Annotated in this window: 14 protein-coding genes; 8 read left to right on the top strand and 6 right to left on the bottom strand. The window is 60.3% G+C overall.

Annotated elements, in window-relative coordinates:
• The first annotated feature begins 57 nt into the window (after positions 1-57).
• Entirely contained in the window at positions 58-1,350 is a 1,293-nt protein-coding gene (gene rpoN, locus WMO66_RS07845; protein ID WP_349135869.1) for an RNA polymerase factor sigma-54, read from the top strand.
• Here the strand turns inward: rpoN and WMO66_RS07850 are convergent.
• Together WMO66_RS07850 and WMO66_RS07855 are read right to left on the bottom strand one after the other, a co-directional pair.
• The gene (locus WMO66_RS07850) at positions 1,347-1,991 is read right to left on the bottom strand and encodes an HAD family hydrolase (protein ID WP_349135870.1); all 645 of its coding nucleotides are present in this window, start codon (positions 1,989-1,991) and stop codon (positions 1,347-1,349) included. The genes rpoN and WMO66_RS07850 overlap by 4 nt on opposite strands.
• 413 nt (positions 1,992-2,404) lie before the next feature.
• Positions 2,405-3,520: an aldo/keto reductase gene (locus tag WMO66_RS07855; protein WP_349135871.1), complete on the bottom strand. Its 1,116-nt coding sequence runs from the start codon at positions 3,518-3,520 to the stop codon at positions 2,405-2,407.
• 236 nt (positions 3,521-3,756) lie between these two features.
• On the opposite strand from WMO66_RS07855, the gene WMO66_RS07860 reads away from it, so the two are divergent.
• The gene (locus WMO66_RS07860) at positions 3,757-4,260 is read left to right on the top strand and encodes a hypothetical protein (protein WP_349135872.1); all 504 of its coding nucleotides are present in this window, start codon (positions 3,757-3,759) and stop codon (positions 4,258-4,260) included.
• A gap of 112 nt (positions 4,261-4,372) precedes the next feature.
• Entirely contained in the window at positions 4,373-5,968 is a 1,596-nt protein-coding gene (hcp, locus tag WMO66_RS07865) for a hydroxylamine reductase (protein ID WP_349135873.1), read from the top strand.
• A gap of 50 nt (positions 5,969-6,018) precedes the next feature.
• On the opposite strand, the gene WMO66_RS07870 is transcribed toward hcp, so the two are convergent.
• From WMO66_RS07870 to ssnA, 4 genes are all read right to left on the bottom strand, one after another.
• Complete coding sequence (locus tag WMO66_RS07870) at positions 6,019-6,759, bottom strand: tetratricopeptide repeat protein (RefSeq protein WP_349135874.1); 741 nt, start codon at positions 6,757-6,759, stop codon at positions 6,019-6,021.
• Positions 6,749-7,180, bottom strand: a complete 432-nt coding sequence (locus WMO66_RS07875; protein ID WP_349135875.1) for a C-GCAxxG-C-C family protein — start codon at positions 7,178-7,180, stop codon at positions 6,749-6,751. The genes WMO66_RS07870 and WMO66_RS07875 overlap by 11 nt, the downstream gene beginning before the upstream one ends.
• Before the next feature lie 58 nt (positions 7,181-7,238).
• Positions 7,239-10,181, bottom strand: a complete 2,943-nt coding sequence (ygfK, locus tag WMO66_RS07880) for a putative selenate reductase subunit YgfK (RefSeq protein ID WP_349135876.1) — start codon at positions 10,179-10,181, stop codon at positions 7,239-7,241.
• Positions 10,182-10,277: 96 nt separating this feature from the next.
• A complete protein-coding gene (gene ssnA / locus WMO66_RS07885; RefSeq protein WP_349135877.1) occupies positions 10,278-11,618 on the bottom strand; it encodes a putative aminohydrolase SsnA in 1,341 nt (446 codons plus the stop codon).
• A 709-nt stretch (positions 11,619-12,327) separates the two neighbouring features.
• On the opposite strand from ssnA, the gene WMO66_RS07890 reads away from it, so the two are divergent.
• The 5 genes from WMO66_RS07890 to asnS all read left to right on the top strand — a co-directional run bounded on the left by WMO66_RS07890 (position 12,328) and on the right by asnS (position 18,202).
• On the top strand, positions 12,328-15,414 hold the full coding sequence (locus WMO66_RS07890) for a VWA domain-containing protein (RefSeq protein WP_349135879.1): 3,087 nt from the start codon (positions 12,328-12,330) through the stop codon (positions 15,412-15,414).
• 17 nt (positions 15,415-15,431) lie between these two features.
• On the top strand, positions 15,432-15,608 hold the full coding sequence (locus WMO66_RS07895) for a hypothetical protein (RefSeq protein ID WP_349135880.1): 177 nt from the start codon (positions 15,432-15,434) through the stop codon (positions 15,606-15,608).
• Between the two features lie 65 nt (positions 15,609-15,673).
• Positions 15,674-16,387, top strand: coding sequence for a hypothetical protein (locus WMO66_RS07900; RefSeq protein WP_349135881.1), 714 nt, complete (start codon positions 15,674-15,676; stop codon positions 16,385-16,387).
• Complete coding sequence (locus WMO66_RS07905) at positions 16,384-16,662, top strand: PqqD family peptide modification chaperone (protein WP_349135882.1); 279 nt, start codon at positions 16,384-16,386, stop codon at positions 16,660-16,662. Before WMO66_RS07900 ends, WMO66_RS07905 begins: the two co-directional genes overlap by 4 nt.
• A gap of 148 nt (positions 16,663-16,810) precedes the next feature.
• Entirely contained in the window at positions 16,811-18,202 is a 1,392-nt protein-coding gene (gene asnS, locus WMO66_RS07910) for an asparagine--tRNA ligase (RefSeq protein WP_349135883.1), read from the top strand.
• Positions 18,203-18,289: the final 87 nt, after the last annotated feature.

Below are 18,289 nucleotides of genomic sequence, written 5' to 3' on the forward strand. Positions count from 1 at the left end.
CGATATAATGGAATATCACAAAAAGCGCATCGTTTACCGTCGGAAGAGGATTTTTTTATGCAGATCTTTCAGGAACAGAAGCCCGTTCAGCAGCAGCGTCCGCAGATGTACGCCGCTGTTGAAATTTTACAGCTGGACGTATGCCAGCTGCAGTCCTATATCAATACCGCTCTGCTGGAAAATCCCACACTGGAATGCGGAGCCGCGCCGGGCGTGAGTCTGCTTGACGATCTCTCCGCCGGCGGGCATGCCGCCGCGAGCGAGGATGCGGAGCACATGCAGCCGGATTTTGCCGACCGGGACGCCGTCGCCTACGGCGAGGACCTGACGACCCATCTGCAGTTTCAGGCGGAGCGCCTGTCGCTGGAGCCGGAGCTGCAGCGCGCCGTGCTCGCCGTCATCCATGCGCTCGATGCCGACGGCTATCTGCGCACCGATGTCTCCGCGCTCGGCCCGGCCGCGCTTGTTGATGCGGCTGTTCAGATCGTTCAGCGCCTCGACCCGCCCGGCGTCGGCGCAAGGACGCTTTCGGAATGCCTCTGTCTGCAGCTGCAGGCGCTCGGCGAGTCCGGGCTGGCCTGCACGATCGCGGAGCACTATCTCGAGCAGGCTGGGCATCACGCTTTTGCGGCCATCGCCGCGAGCGAGCATGTTCCCCTTGCCGCCGTGCAGGAGGCCTACCGGCAGATCCAGAGCCTTTCGCCCTACCCGTGCGCGGAATTCAGCCGCGCGCAGGACGACGGCTATGTCGTCCCCGACGTGCTCCTGCAGGAAAAAGACGGCGTGCTCAGCGTCGCCGTCAACAGGGCCTACACGCCGGAGCTGTCCGTCAGCAGCTTCTACCGCTCCCTCGTCCGCAAGACGGACGATCCGGAGGCGCGGCAGTATATCGTCAAAAAGGTCTCGCAGGCGGAATGGCTCATCAGCTGCATCCGGCAGCGGGAGGAGACGCTCCTGCGCTGCTGTCAGGAAATTCTGAAGCGACAGCTGCCGTATTTCCGTTCCGGGCAGGCGCTCGCTCCGATGACGATGCAGGACATCGCGCAGGCCGTCGGCCTGCACACCTCCACCGTCAGCCGCGCGCTCAGCGGGAAGTATATCCAGACGCCGCAGGGCGTCCGCCTGCTTCGCAGCCTGTTTTCCGCAAAGCTGGCAGGCGGTGAGGTCTCCGGCGTCATGGCACAGCAGGCCATCGCCGTGCTTGTGCAGCAGGAGGATAAGCACGCTCCCCTGTCCGATCAGGCGCTTGCCGAGCGGCTGCAGGTACAGGGCATCGACATCTCGCGCCGCACCGTGGCAAAATACCGCCAGCTGCTGCAGATTCCGTCCGCCGCAACCCGCAGAGCTTAATGCTCCGCAGCAAAAAATTCGCGCACGGTGTCCAGATCGGCAAAGCGCGCGTCATAGAGCTCCGGATGCTCCTCCTCCGGCCGCCAGAGGTCCGGCACGAACAGCGTCCGGCATCCGGCGCGCCTGCTCGCGCGCAGGCCGTTCGGCGAATCCTCGATCACGGTGCACAGCGCAGCGGGGCTTCCCAGCTGACGCGCCGCCTCGAGGAAAATGTCCGGCTCCGGCTTCGAGCGGCCGACCATGTCGCCGGAAATGACCGCAGTAAAATATTGCAGCAGTCCGACCCGCTCCAGCCGGCCTCGCACGACGGCCGCCGGAGACGACGACGCGACTGCAACCGGGATATTCCACGCGCACAGCTGCTCCAGCAGCCGCTGCGCGCCTTTTTTGGCCGGAGCTGCGCCATTGGCATAAAAATTCTGCAGATAGGCCTCCTCGTGCTCCAGGATTCGGTCCGAATCCGCGCCGAATTCCTGCCGGAACCGTTTGATCCACGCCTCGTCGTTGAGTCCAAGGCCGATGATCGCCATCCGCTCCACATCGGGAACGCCGGTCTTCTCGCCCGCATAACGAAAACTCTCCCAGACCACGCGCTCGCTGTCCACGAGCACGCCGTCCATATCAAAGATCACCGCATTCATATGCATACCTCCCGTATTCATCTTCATGCGCCAGAGTATAACGCACCGGGGAAGAAAAAGCAAGTCCCGCCCGATGCGGGCAGAGGAAAAAGGCAGCCGCCGCGGCCAATCGACCGCAGCGGCTCAGACTGTCAAAAAAGCCTCGCAGAGTTTGCGCTCGCAAGCGCAAAGAAAGTGGAAATCATTTTCTCCGGCGGCGTGTACGTCGGAGAAAATACCGCTCGGCTCGCAAACGTGCGAAGGGTGTACCCTTCGTGCGCTGCCGCGAGCCGCAGCCTTCTCAAACGAGAGCCCAGTGAAACGGGTCTCGTTTGAGAGCTTGTCAAAAATCCTTTTTTGACAAGCTCAGCCGCCGCGGCCAAACGACCGCAGCGGCTGCGAATTTTTGCATCATGATTGGGATTCTGTTTCCCTTACGCTTCCTTCTTTTCGAACTCCTTCGCCACATTCTCCAGCAGCTGGCGGATGGGCAGGTGCTGCGGGCAGACGGACTCGCACTTGCCGCACTTCACGCAGTCCGAGGCCTTATGACCGGGCAGTGCGTAGACGGCATTGTAGTAATAATCCGTATGCCAGTCGTGGTAGATCTGCTTCGCGTTCATCGTGGCGAACAGTTCCGGGATGGCGATCTGCTTCGGGCAGCCGTCCGTGCAGTAGCGGCAGCCGGTGCACTGGATGAGGTTCTTGCTGCGGAAGATTTCCTGCACCTTCGCGATGGCAGCAAGCTCCGTTTCGCCCAGCGGCTTGAAGTCCTTCATGAACGAGATATTGTCCTGCACCTGCTCTGGCGTGCTCATACCGGAGAGCACCATCAGCATGCCGGGGAAGCCCGCAGCGAAGCGGATGGCATAGCTGGCCGGGCTGCCGCCATGCAGGGCATCCAGAACAGCGCGTGCATCGTCCGGCAGCTTGACAAGGTTTCCACCCTTGACCGGCTCCATGACGATGACCGGCTTGTTGAACTTCCGGCAGACCTCATAGCACTTGCGGCTCTGGACGGAGGGATCGTCATAGTCAACATAATTGAACTGGATCTGCACGACTTCGATCGCGGGATACTCTGTCAGGATCTGCTCGAGCAGCTCGGGGCGGCCATGAAACGAAATGCCGACGTGGCGGACCTTGCCCTCTTCCTTCAGAGCAAACGCCGTCTCATAAGCGCGGCAGGCCTTGAAATGGCCATAGTTCTCCGAGCACTGCGAATGCATGAGGTAGAAATCAAAATAATCGACGCCGCAGGCCTCGAGCTGGCTCTCGAACACCGGGCGGATGTCCGCCTCGGTCTTGAAAAAGTTCTCCGTCAGCTTGTCCGTCAGGATGTAGCGGTCGCGCAGATAACGGCTCGTCAGGCAGGTCTTGAGCGTCTTTTCGCTCTTGCCCTGCAGATAGCCGTGCGCCGTGTCAAAATAGTTGAAGCCTGCGTCCAGAAATGCGTCTACCATGCGGTTCGTTTCCGCGATATCGACCTCGCCGTCCTGCATCGGAAGGCGCATAAAGCCAAAACCGAAGTTCTTTTTGATCCGTTCCATGTCCGCTTCTCCTTTCGTATCATATTTTTTATATTGGACCACAGAGGGCCTGCAGTCACTTCGTTTTTTGACCCTTTTCCATTAATAAAGGGATAACCTGCGTTGAGTTTATGATACCATACTTTTTTATGGATTGCAATTCGCGAAACAATTCTTCCCGTGCGCCGTCTTGATGGATACAAGGGGGTCAGCGCAGCAGGCTGACCGGATCCATACAGAAAAGGGAGGCATTTTTTATGAAGAAGACGTTCCTGCTCCTCGCACTGGTCTGCGTTCTCGTGCTGCTTGCGGCCTGCGGCAGCAAGCCCGCCCCGACGGAACCCGCGCCGACCGAGCCAACCTCATCGCGCGATCTGCAGATGCTCTATCAGAGCGGCATCACCGCCATGGGCGCGGATGCGCCGGTCCTGTTCCCGGTCTCGGACATTTCGGAGCTGAGTCCCCTGTTCCCCGGACTGGAAGAAATTTCGTTCCGGCAGGTCAGCGGCGGCCTCTCCCCCGTGACCGGCGCGCCGGACGAGGTCGTTCTGCTTGAGGTTGAGAACAGCGCCGACGTGCAGAAGGTCGTTGACATTCTCCAGAAGGCCGTGGACGAGGGCGCCGTCGAGAGCGAGGGCACAGACGAGGCGATCACCGCGGCATGGAAGGACAATGCCAGCATCACGACGGATGGAAACTATATCTGCCTTGCCGTTTTCATGAACGGCGTATCGATCCCCGCCGAATTTATGCTTCCCTGAATTTGGAACGAAAATCGCGTCCGTCATGTTGGCATACCAACATATTTGCGTGCTGTCATTTGGTATGATGTGTCCATGAAGTGAACCCCAAACCACAAGAAGGAGTTTTCCCATGGACCACAACATGTTTTGCTTTCAATGTGAGCAGACCGCAGGCTGCACCGGCTGCACGAGCCGCGGCGTCTGCGGCAAGGACGCGCAGACTGCGCAGGTGCAGGACCGGCTGACCGGAGCACTGATCGGTCTGGCGCGCGCGGCGGACACCAGCCCGGATGCCGGTCCGGAGACCTGGCAGCTGATGATCGAGGGCCTGTTCGCCACGCTGACGAACGTCAATTTCGATCCGGACAGCCTGAACGCCCTGGCCGGGCGCGTCCGGGCCGAGAAGCAGCGCCTTGTGCCGGACTGTGCCGTCTGCACCGCGCCCTGCGGCCGCACGGGCGACTATGATCTGGCGCAGCTCTGGGGCGCGCAGGAGGACATCCGCAGCCTGAAGTCCCTGCTGCTGTTCGGCAGCCGCGGCATGGCAGCCTATGCCTATCACGCCATGGTGCTCGGCTACCGGGACGAGTCCGTCGAACGTTTTCTGTCTAAAGCGCTGTTCGCCGTCGGCGAAGACTGGGGCATGGAGGAACTTCTCCCGCTCGTGCTGGAGCTGGGCGAGGTCAACCTGCGCTGCATGGCGCTGCTGGACAAAGCCAACACCGAATGCTTTGGCAAGCCTTCCCCGGTCCATGTACCGTTTTCCGTGGAGCCCGGACCGTTTATCGTTGTGTCCGGTCATGACCTGCACGACCTGAAGCTCCTGCTGGAGCAGACGGCTGGCCGCGGCATCGCAGTCTATACGCACGGCGAGATGCTCCCGGCGCACGCCTATCCGGAGCTGAAAAAATATCCCCATCTCAAGGGGAATTTCGGCACGGCATGGCAGAACCAGCAGAAGGAATTTGCAGACCTCCCCGCGCCGATCCTGTTCACGACGAACTGCCTCATGCCGCCGCGCCTGTCCTACGCCGACCGCGTGTTCACCACAGCCGTCGTCGGCTATCCTGACATTCCGCACATCGGCGCGGAAAAGGACTTTACGCCTGTCATCGAGCGGGCGCTGGAGTTGGGCGGCTATGCGGAGACACAGCACCGCACCGGCATGAACGGCGGCACGGGCACGACCACGGGCTTTGCACACGACGCCGTGCTGGCAAACGCCGCGCAGATCGTCGAGGCCGTGCGCTCCGGCGCGATCCGCCACTTCTTCCTGGTCGGCGGCTGTGACGGCGCGCGCGCAGGCCGCAATTACTACACGGAATTCGTCCGCCAGACCCCGCCGGACACCGTCGTGCTGACGCTCGCCTGTGGGAAATACCGCTTCCACGATATGGACCTCGGCACCGTCGCAGGCCTGCCGCGCCTGCTGGATATTGGCCAGTGCAATGACGCCTACAGCGCCATTCAGATCGCACTGGCGCTGGCGGAGGCCTTCCAGTGCGGTGTGAACGACCTGCCGCTTTCCATGGTGCTGTCGTGGTATGAGCAGAAGGCCGTCTGCATTCTGCTGACGCTCCTGCACCTCGGCATCCGGAATATCCGCCTCGGCCCGACGCTCCCGGCCTTCCTGTCGCCCAACGTGCTGCAGTATCTCGTGGAGCACTATGCCATTGCGCCCATCACCACCCCGGAGGCGGACCTTGCCGCTCTTCTGGGAAGCTGAGTCAAAAACGGAGCACCCGCGTCATGCAGGTGCTCCAATTCTTTGCAGAATCATTGCAGGCTCTCAAAATCCCACTTCCGCCGCCGGTTATTACGCAGCAGCCGCAGGCGGCTCGCCTCCTCGTGCGCATAGCCGTCGCCGAGGGCAGCAGCCTGATCGTACAGCGCAATGGCCCGGTCCAGATCGCACGGGACGCCGCAGCCCGCCTCATAGCATTCCGCAAGGCAGCTCAGTGCCTGCACGTCGCCCTGCTCCGCTGCGCGCGTATAAAGCTCCGCGGCACGCGCCCGGTCCTGCTCCACACCGTTCCCGGTAAAGTACAGGTTTCCGAGGGCGCACTGGGCCTGTGCATCCTCCTGCTCCGCCGCCAGCGCATACAGCTCGACCGCCCGGGCCATGTTCCGTTCCAGTCCGATGCCGTGCTCATAGCAGAGTCCCAGCTCATACTGTGCAGGCGGAAAGCCGAGGGCGGCACTGTCCCGAAACAGCTCAGCCGCAGTCCGCTCATCCTGCTTTGTTCCCTTGCCGATCACATAGCAGGCACCGAGAAAGCAGCGGCCTGCCGCATTCTCCGGCGAGGTCCGGCTGAGCCAGTAGAATGCGGCATCCGGGTCTTCCGGGACGCCGTTTGTGCCATAAAAATAGTTGATGCCAAGCTCCGTGATGGCGGCTTCATTGCCGTTCTCCGCAGCCTGTCGGCAGGCTTCGAACCGCGCCTGCTTCTGCTGCGCGAGGCGCACCAGCTCCGGCGAGAGCGATACGGCAGAGACGTTCCATTCCTCATTCTGCATGGGGGATCTCCTCCTCACAGCGCGCGAGCAGCTCCTGCAGCTTTTTGGCAACGGTCTCCACCACGCAGTAGCACGGGTCCTCATAGCCATCGATCTCCAGCCCGCGCAGCTCATCGCACCAGAGCGTTTCAAACTGCCCGAATACGTTCGTAAGCTCATCCACGAGCGCGGGGCCGACCGGATTGTCGCTGTTCCACGCGCCATCCGGCGTGGTCATCAGTCCGAGGATCGCCGTTCCGGCCGTCAGTGCGCCGCAGCAGGACAGGCCGGTCTGCATCCCGCTTCCCAGCAGCGTGAACAGCTTCCGCGCCTGCTCCGGCAAATGCAGATGATAATATTCTTCACAGCCCAGCAGGATGGATTCTGCGCAGCTGTAGTTCGTTCCGATATGATAGCGATTGACGATTTCGTATAATTCCATGCTGTCTCCTGACCGCAAGTTCCCCCGGAGCCGAAGCTCCGGGGGTTCATTTGTAATGTTAACGATAGAGATAAGAATAGCTGTCGCGGATCGTGCGCACGAGCAGGGCTGCATCGGCGGGCAGCTCGTCCGGATCGCCGACGGTCTCCGTCGTGAGACGGGCGCGGACCTTGCCGTCCGGCAGGAAGCAGAAGCCGAAGTTCTTGGAATCGTCCATGTCCTCCGTCGTCTGGAACAGCGTCAGCTTATCCTTGCACGGCTCGGAGGAGTACGGACAGAAGGCCGTGCAGTTGCCGCACTCGTTGCACATTTTGTCGACGTGCACGATCTCCGTGCGGCCGTCCGGCAGACGGACGGCGACGTTGGCGCGGTTCGGGCAGACGTCCACGCAGTTCTGGCAGACGGTGTCACAGCTCAGGCAGCGCTCGCCCTCGCAGCAGGCCTTGCCCGGTGCGCGCAGGATGCCCTTGCGGGCGATAACCTCGGCCTCTGTGGGATGGGCCTCCGCCGGGATGTCATAGGTGTGCGGCGCGCCGATGACGGCCTCCGCAAAGCGGGCTGCGTCTGCGATGCCTTCCACGACCGTAGCCGGGCCGCGCAGCGCATCACCGGCAGCATAGACGCCGGGAACGTTCGTGCAGAAGGCAGGACGGCCCTTCGCGCTGAGCGTGATGCCGTTGTCCGTAAACACCTGCTCCTCGACCTGCTCGCCGACGGCGGAGATCACGAGGTCGCACGGCAGCTCGACCGTCTCGCCGGTCGGAACCGGGCTGCGGCGGCCGGAGGCATCCGGCTCGCCGAGGCGCATCTTCTCGCATGTCAGGGCGCCGTTTTCCTGCTTGACGGGCGCGGCCAGCTCGAGGAAGTCCACGCCATCCTGCATGGCAAGCTCCAGCTCCTGCGCATCGGCGGGCATAAAGCGGCGCGTTCTGCGGTAGACGAGCGTCACGGACGCCGCGCCGCCGCGCTTTGCCACGCGGGCAGCATCCATGGCGGTGTTGCCGCCGCCGACGACGGCGACATGGCCGAGCGGCTCGTTCGCACCGGCCTTGCGCTCCTGCATCCAGCCGATGACACCGCGGACGTTGCCGGGGATGTTCAGCTTGCCGGGCTTCCATGCGCCGGTGGCATAGAGAATGTGGGTATAGCCCATTTTGTGCAGCTCTTCGACGGAGGGAGCCTCGGTATTCAGGCGGACCTCTGCGCCGTAGGCCTGCATAAGGGCGATATCGCGGTCAATGGCCTCGTCAGAGATGCGGAACGCCGGGATGACATGGCGGACGATGCCGCCGAGCTTGCCGGTGCGCTCAAAGATGGTGCAGGCCACGCCTGCACGGCCGAGGAAGTAGGCCGCAGCAATGCCGGTCGGGCCGCCGCCGATGATGGCAGCGCGCTTGCCGGGAACGGGAGCCGGGCGGACGACGGATGCCATTCTGGCATCGATGCCCTTCTCGGCCGCCAGCAGCTTGGCAGCGCGGATCTGGACGGGATCCTCATAGAAATTGCGGGTGCACTTGCCCATGCAGCGGTGCGCGCAGATCGTGCCGGTGATGAACGGCAGAGCGTTGCGCTCCGTGATAAGGGCCAGAGCCTCGTTATACAGGCCCTTGCGGCACAGCTCGAGATACTCGGGGATGTCCTGTGCGATGGGGCAGCCGCCGCGGCAGGGGGCGGAGTAGCAATCGAACCAGGGCACCTTTTCCTCGGACTTGCGCGTGGGCAGCGGCTTGACGGGCTTACAGTGGTGCGGATCCGTGCGGCAGGCGGCGGACAGAGCCGCAATGGCCTCGGTGTCCGTGCCGTCGAACGGACGGAACGGCATGCCGGCCGTCTTTTCGGCCATCTGGGTCAGGCGGTTGTAGCCGCCCGGCTTCAGGATCGTCGTGGCGACGGTGACGGGCCAGATCCCGGCCGCCAGCAGCTTGTCGCAGTTGAAGAAGTCTGCGCCGCCTGCGAACGAGATCTTCATCTTGCCGCCGAACTGCGCGGAGATGCGGCGGCACATTTCGATGGTCAGCGGGAACAGGGAGCGGCCGGACATGTACATCTCGTCGTTCGGCAGCTCGCCGCGCGTCGTGTCGACCGGGAACGTATTCGACAGCTTCAGGCCGAACTGCAGCTTCTCGCGGTCCGCCAGCGCCTGCAGACGCTCAAACATCGGGACGGCGTCCTTCCACTGCAGATCCTCATTGAAATGGTGATCGTCGAAGACGATGTAGTCATAGCCCATTGAATCGAGGATCGTGCGGGCGTCGTGATAGCCGAGGATCGTCGGATTGCACTTGACGAACGTGTGCACATGCTTCTCGGTCAGCAGGTAGGACGCGATGCGCTCGATCTCATCAGGCGGGCAGCCGTGCAGCGTCGAAAGCGTGACGCTGTGGGAGACCTGCGGCGAGATGGAGGCAATGAACGCCGCCTCCTCCGGGAACAGCTCCGTCAGGACCTTGCGGCACTCGGCAAACACCGGCAGCTGCGAGGCATCCTTCATGGATTCGATGTAGTGGTCGATCTTCGGGCCACGGATTCCCTCGAGGTCATAACCGACGGACATGTTGAACACAAAGCCGTCCGGGTCGCCGTAATGCCAGACCTTCGCCATGATCTTCAGGGCGAACCACGCCTTGACATACTCATCGAGCGCCTGCACGACCTCCAGCTCCGTGGACCACTCCTGGTTGTAGCCCTCGTCGTCTGCAAGGATGCAGGGACGCGGCACACAGGCGGCAAGCTCTGCACCGTCCATCTTCTGAATGGTCTTGACCTCGAAGAAGCGCGCGCCTGCGACGTAGGCGGCGATGATATTCTGCGCCAGCTGGCTGTTCGGGCCTGCAGCGGGGCCGAACGGGCTTTCGATCTTCTCACCGAAGATGGGAAGCGTCTTGGCCGGGTCGGCGATCCAGCGCTTGTGCACGCCGAAGACCTCGCCAGTCTTCTCCCGCTCTGCGAGGATCCAGTTCATCAGGCTGCGGAACGGAATGGGATACATTTTCTCAGACATGGGATCATCCTCCTGTGATGCTTGTTGCGGCGCCGCGCGCGCCCCGGGTAAGACGGACGCGGCGCAGGATCATATTTGACGGAAATGAATTATAAATTAGTAGGTGCAGTCGTTCAGCGCGCCCCAGAGCTTCTTGGACTCCTCGAGGATGTGCGCATTGATCGCCTCTTCGTCGACGCCGATAAGCTCGCGGTCCTTCATGAGGAGCTTGCCGTTGGCGATCGTCGTCTGGCACTGGCGGCCGGTCATGCCGAAGATCATATGGCCGTCGATGTTCGCATCGGAGAACGGGGTGAACGGCTTGTAGTCCATGACGATGACGTCCGCCGCCGCGCCCGGCTCCAGCACGCCGAGAGGCGCGTCAAAGTAGCGCGCGCCGATCTTCGCGTTGTTCTTGAAGAGCATGTCCGTGACCTCGCACCACGCGACATTCGGCGCACAGGCATTGCTCCGCTGCGAGCAGAGGGCTACCTTCAGAGACTCGAGCATATCATTCGTGTAGGCATCCGTGCCCATGCCGAGGAGGATGCCCGCCTTGGACAGCGGCAGCACCGGGCAGATGCCGACGGCGTTGCCCATGTTGGACTCCGGATTGTTCACGACCATGGTGTCGGTATTCTTAATAAGCTCGATCTCCGCCGTGTTGACGTGGATGCAGTGACCGAGAATCGTCTTCGGGCCGAGGATGCCGTGGTCCTGCAGGCGCTGCACAGGGCGGCGGCCATAGTTCTGCAGGCTGTCGTAGACATCGTTCATGCCCTCGGAAACGTGGATGTGATAGCCGGTGCGGCCGTTGTTCGCTGCGACCATACGGTCGAACGTCTTGTCGGAGATGGTGAACAGGGCATGTCCGCCGAACATGGCGGCGAGCATGGGGTCCTTCTCCTTCTCGCACCAAGTGATGAAGTCGGCATTCTCCTGGATGGCCTGCAGGCACTTCTCCTCGCCGTCGCGGTCGGAGACCTCGTAGCACAGGCAGGAGCGGATGCCGAACTGCTTTGCCGACTCCGCGATCTGGAACAGACTGCCGGGGATCTCGCAGTAGGAGGCGTGGTGATCGAAGATCGTCGTCACGCCCTGCTTGATGCAGTCGATGTACAGAGCGTCGGCCGAGGCCTTTGTGCCCTTGAGCGTCAGCTTGCGGTCAATAGCCCACCAGGTACCGTCGAGCACCTCATAGAAATTCGTGGGGTTGTTGCCCTTGATGGAAAGACCGCGGGCCAGTGCGGAATAAATATGCGTGTGGGCGTTGATGAACGCCGGCATGATGACGCCGCCGCGTGCATCAAGAAACTCCGCCTCGGGATATCTGGCGCGGAGGGCAGCGGTCTCGCCGACCGCTTTGATCTTCGTCCCGTCGATGCAGACGGCGCCGTTCTCCAGATACGGAAGGGCCTGACTGCGGGTGATCAGTCTGCCGTTTCCAAGAATATACATGCTCGTGTACCTCCTGTTTGTGATTTACATGGCGTGAATAAAACAAAAATGGGGATGCAGAACCATTCGTTCAACATCTCCACTCAAGAATCCCTGAGTGATAGTCGGAAGCCCGTGCGCGCAGCACTTCGTTACAGCTATCAATCTGAAATTGTAATTCTATTATACACAACGCTCCCAGTTCCCGCAAGGCTTTTTCGGAGGAAAATCCGGCCAAATTTTTGTCGAGAATTTTGGCAGTATTGCACAAATACTTGCGCAAATAAACGTTACAAGCATGTTAGTGTCTGTAACACTTTTAGTCAAGAATGCGGAGTTTTGAAGGATATCAAAAAGAGTCTGCTGTTATCTGCCGTATTTCGTTCTGAAACTGCACAGTCTGGGGCGAAACCTCGAAATCTATCGAAATATCATTTAAAATTGAACGCGATATTTTTTCACATAATTTTGCCAGAAAGGGCTTGCAAAAGGCTTTCATATGTAGTATACTATGGTCAAAAGTTATTCGCGTTTTTCCTCTATTTCAGATATAGATATTTACATCGGATAAATTCTTTAACATTTTATCCGATTCTTTTTGAACGCAAAACTGCAGCACCATTCATCTCGTTATATGCTATTCTAAAAAACGAAAAACGCCCATTGCGTTACAGAACGCAGAAAATTTGCGGCACTCACCTGCCGAAGAGTCGTTAGAGGAGGAAACACCATGAAACGCATCAAACGAACGCTTGCTGCTCTGCTCATCGTCGTCCTGACGCTGGCCCTGCTCGGCGAAGCCGTCTTCGCAGACAACAGTGAGCAGCCCGTCTGGCCCGAAGAGGGCGCGATCCGGCTCAGCAAAAGCGCTGCCGCTGTCGAGGGAAAGGAAAACACATGGGAGGTCACGCTCGGTATTCAGGGCAAAAATTATAAGACGACCTCTGACGTCGTGCTGGTCATCGATAATTCGAACAGCATGTACGACAACAGCCGCATGGCAAAGACAAAAGCCGCCGCAAACGCCTTTGTAGACACGCTGCTGACTGAGGACAGCACCACGCGCATCGCGCTGGTCGTCTACAATCTCAAGGAGACGCACACAGGCTTTTATGCCTACGCGAACAGGGCTGCGCTGAAGCAGCAGATCAATGCCATCACGCAAAATAATGACGACGGCGGCACCTTTACGCAGCTTGGCCTTCATACAGCCCGTACCCTGCTGAACTCCGCGGAATCCACCGGGCAGAATAAGAACATCGTGCTGCTGAGTGATGGCGAGCCAACAAAAGCCTATGAGTTTGTTGCAAAGAATCCGACCTATACAGGTTGTGAGTCATGGCATTTAATTAGCGGGCACCATGGTGGTACATTCAAGGCAGAAACATTTGAGCCAAATTATAGTTTGACACTTGGTGATGGCCGTACAAATGATTTTGGCACTTATTCCTACAATGCTATTGCAAGGTCTGTTACTTGCAATAAGGATGTCAGCAAAGATATAGACTGCAACTATTACAAGGATTCGTCCGGCAATTGGGTCTATACCACTAACGAAGTTGAAACTGACCTTGGTGTGCCGACCATGTGGGAAGCCGAGCAGGCCACAGCAGAGGGCACTATCGTTTACACCGTCGCCTTCCAGGCAGGCACCGACGGCGAACGCGTTCTGAAAGCCTGTGCCACGAATCCAACGAAGGGCTTCTTCGCTATCTCCTCCTCGACGAACATTGAGACCGCGCTGAAGGACGCCTTCACCTCAATTGCGGGCAGCATTTCCATTGCGGCCCGCGCCGGCTCCGTCGCCGACACGATGGGTGACAAAGTTCAGCTTGTCTTCAAGGACGCCGCGCCCATCATCACGACCGATATGGCCGTCTATGCTGCAGGCAACGCCGACGTCTACATCAGTCAGGGCACGGCCTCCTATGACTCCGCGACCCGCGCCATTCACTGGACGGTCGGCAACGTCAGCGAGCAGGATAAGCCCGTCATGAAGTACCGGGTCACCATCAAGTCCGGTTGTAACCCGTCCACTGGTGAAACGCTTCTCACGAATGAGCAGGCCACCTTCTCCTACATCGACTACCTCGGCCGTGATGCCGAAGCCGAATTCCCGAAGCCCGAGGTCACCGTGGGCGGCGGTAAGCTGCTCGTGCACTGGTATCAGGTAAACGACAAGGGCCAGCCTGTCAACGCGCAGGGCACCGTGGTCGAGTCCCCCGCCCTCGCCCATCAGGTCCAGCCTGCGGAATACCACAGCGTGAACGGTTCGACCGGTCTGCGCTATAACACCCCCTATACCGTGGACCACAAGATCTTCGACGGCTACACCTACTACGGCAGTTATATTCTGAATGACGGCAGCCCGACCGAAGGCGACAGCGCCACCGTCACGCTGACGGCCGTGAGCTCCAACCAGGACCTCTGGTTCGCCTATGGGCGTGATTTCAAGGTCGCGCATGTGCAGAACGGCACCGTCGTTCAGACCGACACCCACGCCGTGACGGAGCATTTTGATCTCACGGCGCAGGTACTCACCGGGCATCTCTATGGCGGCGCATTCTCTGCCGAGGCCTGTGGAGAAGACAACGTTCAGAGCTTTGCCGCCGGGCAGAATGCTATGGACTTCACCCCGGAGGCCGGGGCCACCTACTACATCTGGGAGCCGAGCGATGTTTATCTCGCGCCGCGTAACTATAACGCCTGGCAGCATGTCTATGGCGGCTCGAACGGCGAGCGCGGCGTCATCGCAACGTATCTGCTGACGACCATCGACCGCACGCTCTATCAGGAGGTCGGCTTCCTGTCCGGCGGCAGCAGCTATGTGTCCGAAAAGGACGGCGCGTCCATCGCCTACGGCGTCGTGAATGCAAACAAGAACGGCACGCTCTATCAGCAGCTGTTCGTTCGGAACGGCATTCTGAATGCAACCGAAGGGCTGGAGGCCACCAGCCGCGACGACGGCTACATTGGCCTGTATCGCTGGACGGACGGCGCGTTCTATCAGAAGGATGCCGCATTCTCCTTCCAGCCCTATTGGATCACGCTTGACGGCATCCGTGTCACTGGCACGAGCGTGCGCACCTGCACCTATCGCGGCACCGGCACAACGGATGATCATCAGAGTCTTGGCATCTCAGCTAAAACGACCGGCTCGGCCTGCACGGTAGTCTCTGCTGCCGAAACCACCATCCACTTCGCCGAGACCTATTCCCTTGACGCTGCGACGGACGCCCCTGTCGCTCCGCCCGAGCCGGAGCCCGAGACCGTTACGCTGACACTGCACGAGGGCACGAGCACCCGCAGCATCACCGTCCCGACGGGCGATCAGCGCGGCAAGGTCGCCCCGGCCGAGCTTGGCGGCAAGGTCTTCGCAGGCTGGTATACAGACGACGCCTACCGCACGCCTGCCGATCTTTCCAATGTGCAGGAGAACCGCACGCTCTACGGCAAGTACGTCAGCTATAATTACCTGCGCGTGGAATATCAGCGCAACAGCTTCCTGCAGGGCAACAGCATCACGCTGCTCTCCGCCGTCGATGGGCGCGGCTTTGCAGAGACGGGCTTTGTCATCAACGGAAAGCGCGTCGCCGTACCGCAGCTGACCGAACGCTTCCGCGTCTTTACGGCGCAGATGGTCTTTGGCCGCAGCGTCAGCCGTGACGCTCTGCTGATGACGATGCCCTACTCCCTGCAGGGCCTGCAGCGCGGCGCTGCGATCGAGATCACGCCGTACTGGGTCACGCCGGACGGAACGACCGTCTACGGCGAGGCGCGCACGCTGATCTACGAGTACTTCACCCTCCGTGGGTAAGAACAGGAGGAATCACAATGGATGATATCATGAATGCAGAGCTGACAGACATTCTGAAAGCCAATAATATTGAAATTCCCGTTTCGGGCGGCGGCGGTCTGCAGAGCATCGGCCCCGGCATGTATCTCTTCACCATGCCTGACGGCAGGCAGATCACGTTCAATGACGCAGGCGAGATCACGAATATTCAATAAACCACCTTATGGAGAGGCACAGTCTCCCCGTAACTGTATTCGCTCAATTTGGTAAGGAGATATCTATGGAGCTGACCGTCGTGCTGGCAGGGATCCCGGTCCGCCTTTCCCTGCGCAGCCCGGCCTATGCGGCATGCTTTCAGCCGTTTTGGACGGAGGCTGACCCGGTCGCAGCCGTCCGGGTCCCGGAGGATGCGCTCAAAGAGGCCGCACCGCACTACGAGGCCGGTACCACGCCGGAGCAGGTCGAATATCTGGAGCTCGGTCCTCGTGTCTGCGATGCCCTGCTCCCCTACGGCCGCATACTGTTCCACGGTGCTGCCATTCTCTGGCGCGGGCGCGTATGGGTTTTTACCGCAAACAGCGGGACCGGTAAGACAACGCAGTACATGCTCTGGAAGCTGTGCTTCGGCAGCGAAATAAAAATTCTGAACGGAGATAAGCCCCTGCTGGAATTCCGCGAGGGTGGCATTCTCGTCCATCCCTCGCCCTGGCGCGGAAAGGAAGGCCTCGGCTCTCTGGACGCCGCCCCGCTCGGCGGCATCATTCTGCTGGAGCAGAGCGAAGAGAACCGCATGCGCCGTCTGCTCCCGGCTGAGGCAGCCGGGCCGCTGCTGACGCAGCTGCTGTTTACCCGCAAGAACGCGGACGATGTCCGCGCAGCCTGTGCGCTGGAGGAGCGCCTGCTGGCGCAGGTGCCCGTCTGGCTGCTGCAAAACCGCGGCGACGCGGCCTCGGCCGCTCTGTGCCGCGATACCCTGATGGAGGCGCAAACATGACATACACCTTACAGAAAGATGTGGCGCTCGTGACCGTTTGCGACGAGCATTTTCTGGTTGCCGCCGGGCAGGCCCGCGGCAAGGTCCCTGCCGTGAAGGGCATCAACCGGCCGGGAGCCTATTTCTGGAACCTTCTGCAGCAGAAGCTGCCGGAGAACGACATTCTCCGCCACACAGCAGCGGATTATCACATTCCCATCGAGAAGGCCGCACTGGCACTGCGCCGCTTCGCCGCGCTGCTGGCCGCCGAGGGCTATCTGACCATGGCAGGATGATCCTCAAAAGCGCTCCGACTTCGCTGTCGGGGCGTTTTTTGTGGGAAAAAGCTTGTAATATGGGCACGATTCGAGTATAATAGATTGCAAATCGAATTCAGCGCAACGCTTCGGCGAACCCTGAAACACAAGAGAGGTTGAAGTCATTATGGAGCTCGTAACTGTTCGAGACCTGTTCAAGCACACCGCAGACTACGCCGGGAAGACGGTCTCCGTCGGCGGCTGGGTGCGCTCCGTCCGCGCGTCCAAGACGTTCGGCTTTATCGTCCTGAGCGACGGCACGTTCTTCCAGCCGCTGCAGGTCGTCTATCATGATACGATGGATAATTTTGCCGCCATTTCCAAGACGAATGTCGGTGCTGCTCTCATCGTCCGCGGCACGCTCGTCGAAACGCCGGACGCCCGTCAGCCCTTTGAGCTGCAGGCCGAGGAGGTCACGGTCGAGGGCGCTTCCACGCCGGACTATCCCCTGCAGAAAAAGCGCCACACGCTGGAATATCTGCGCACGATGACGCACCTGCGCCCGCGCACGAACACCTTCCAGGCCGTATTCCGCGTCCGCAGCCTCGCTGCCTATGCCATTCACCAGTTCTTCCAGGAGCGCGGCTTCGTCTATGTCCATACGCCGCTCATCACCGGCTCCGACTGTGAGGGCGCAGGCGAAATGTTCCAGGTCACGACACTGGACCTCAACAACGTACCTCTTACGGAGGACGGCAAAGTCGACTATACGAAGGACTTCTTCAACAAGCCGACGAACCTGACCGTCTCCGGCCAGCTCAATGGCGAGACCTATGCCATGGCCTTCCGCAACATCTACACGTTCGGTCCGACGTTCCGCGCCGAGAATTCCAACACGACGCGCCACGCCGCCGAGTTCTGGATGATCGAGCCGGAGATCGCATTTGCCGACCTGAGCGATGATATGCGCCTTGCCGAAGACATGATCAAGTATATCATCTCCTATGTGCTGGAAAACGCTCCGGAGGAAATGAACTTCTTCAACCAGTTTGTGGACAAGGGGCTTCTGGAGCGCCTGCACCACGTCATGACGTCCGACTTCGGCCATGTGACCTACACCGAGGCCATTGCCCTGCTCGAGCCGCACAACGACCAGTTCGAGTACCCGGTCCATTGGGGCAGCGACCTGCAGACCGAGCACGAGCGCTACCTCACCGAGGTCGTGTTCCAGCGTCCCGTTTTCGTCACGGACTACCCGAAGGAGATCAAGGCCTTCTATATGAAGCTGAACCCGGACGGCAAGACCGTCGCTGCCATGGACTGCCTCGTCCCCGGCATCGGCGAGATCATCGGCGGCAGCCAGCGTGAGGACGACCTCGAGACGCTGCGCAACCGCATGCACGAGCTCGGTCTGAAGGAAGAGGACTACGGCTTCTATCTTGACCTGCGCAAGTACGGCTCTGCCCGCCACGCCGGCTTCGGCCTCGGCTTCGAGCGCTGCGTCATGTACCTGACCGGCATGGGCAACATCCGCGACGTCATTCCCTTCCCGCGCACGGTCAATAACTGCGATCTTTGATCGTGATCTCAACCGAGTAGGAGGGACGTTTAGTCCCGTCCTCTCACACCACCGTGCGTACCGTTCGGTACACGGCGGTTCAATCGC

The organism is Faecousia intestinalis, assembly GCF_040096185.1.
In the GTDB taxonomy this organism is placed as follows: Bacteria; Bacillota; Clostridia; order Oscillospirales; family Oscillospiraceae; genus JAZOXB01.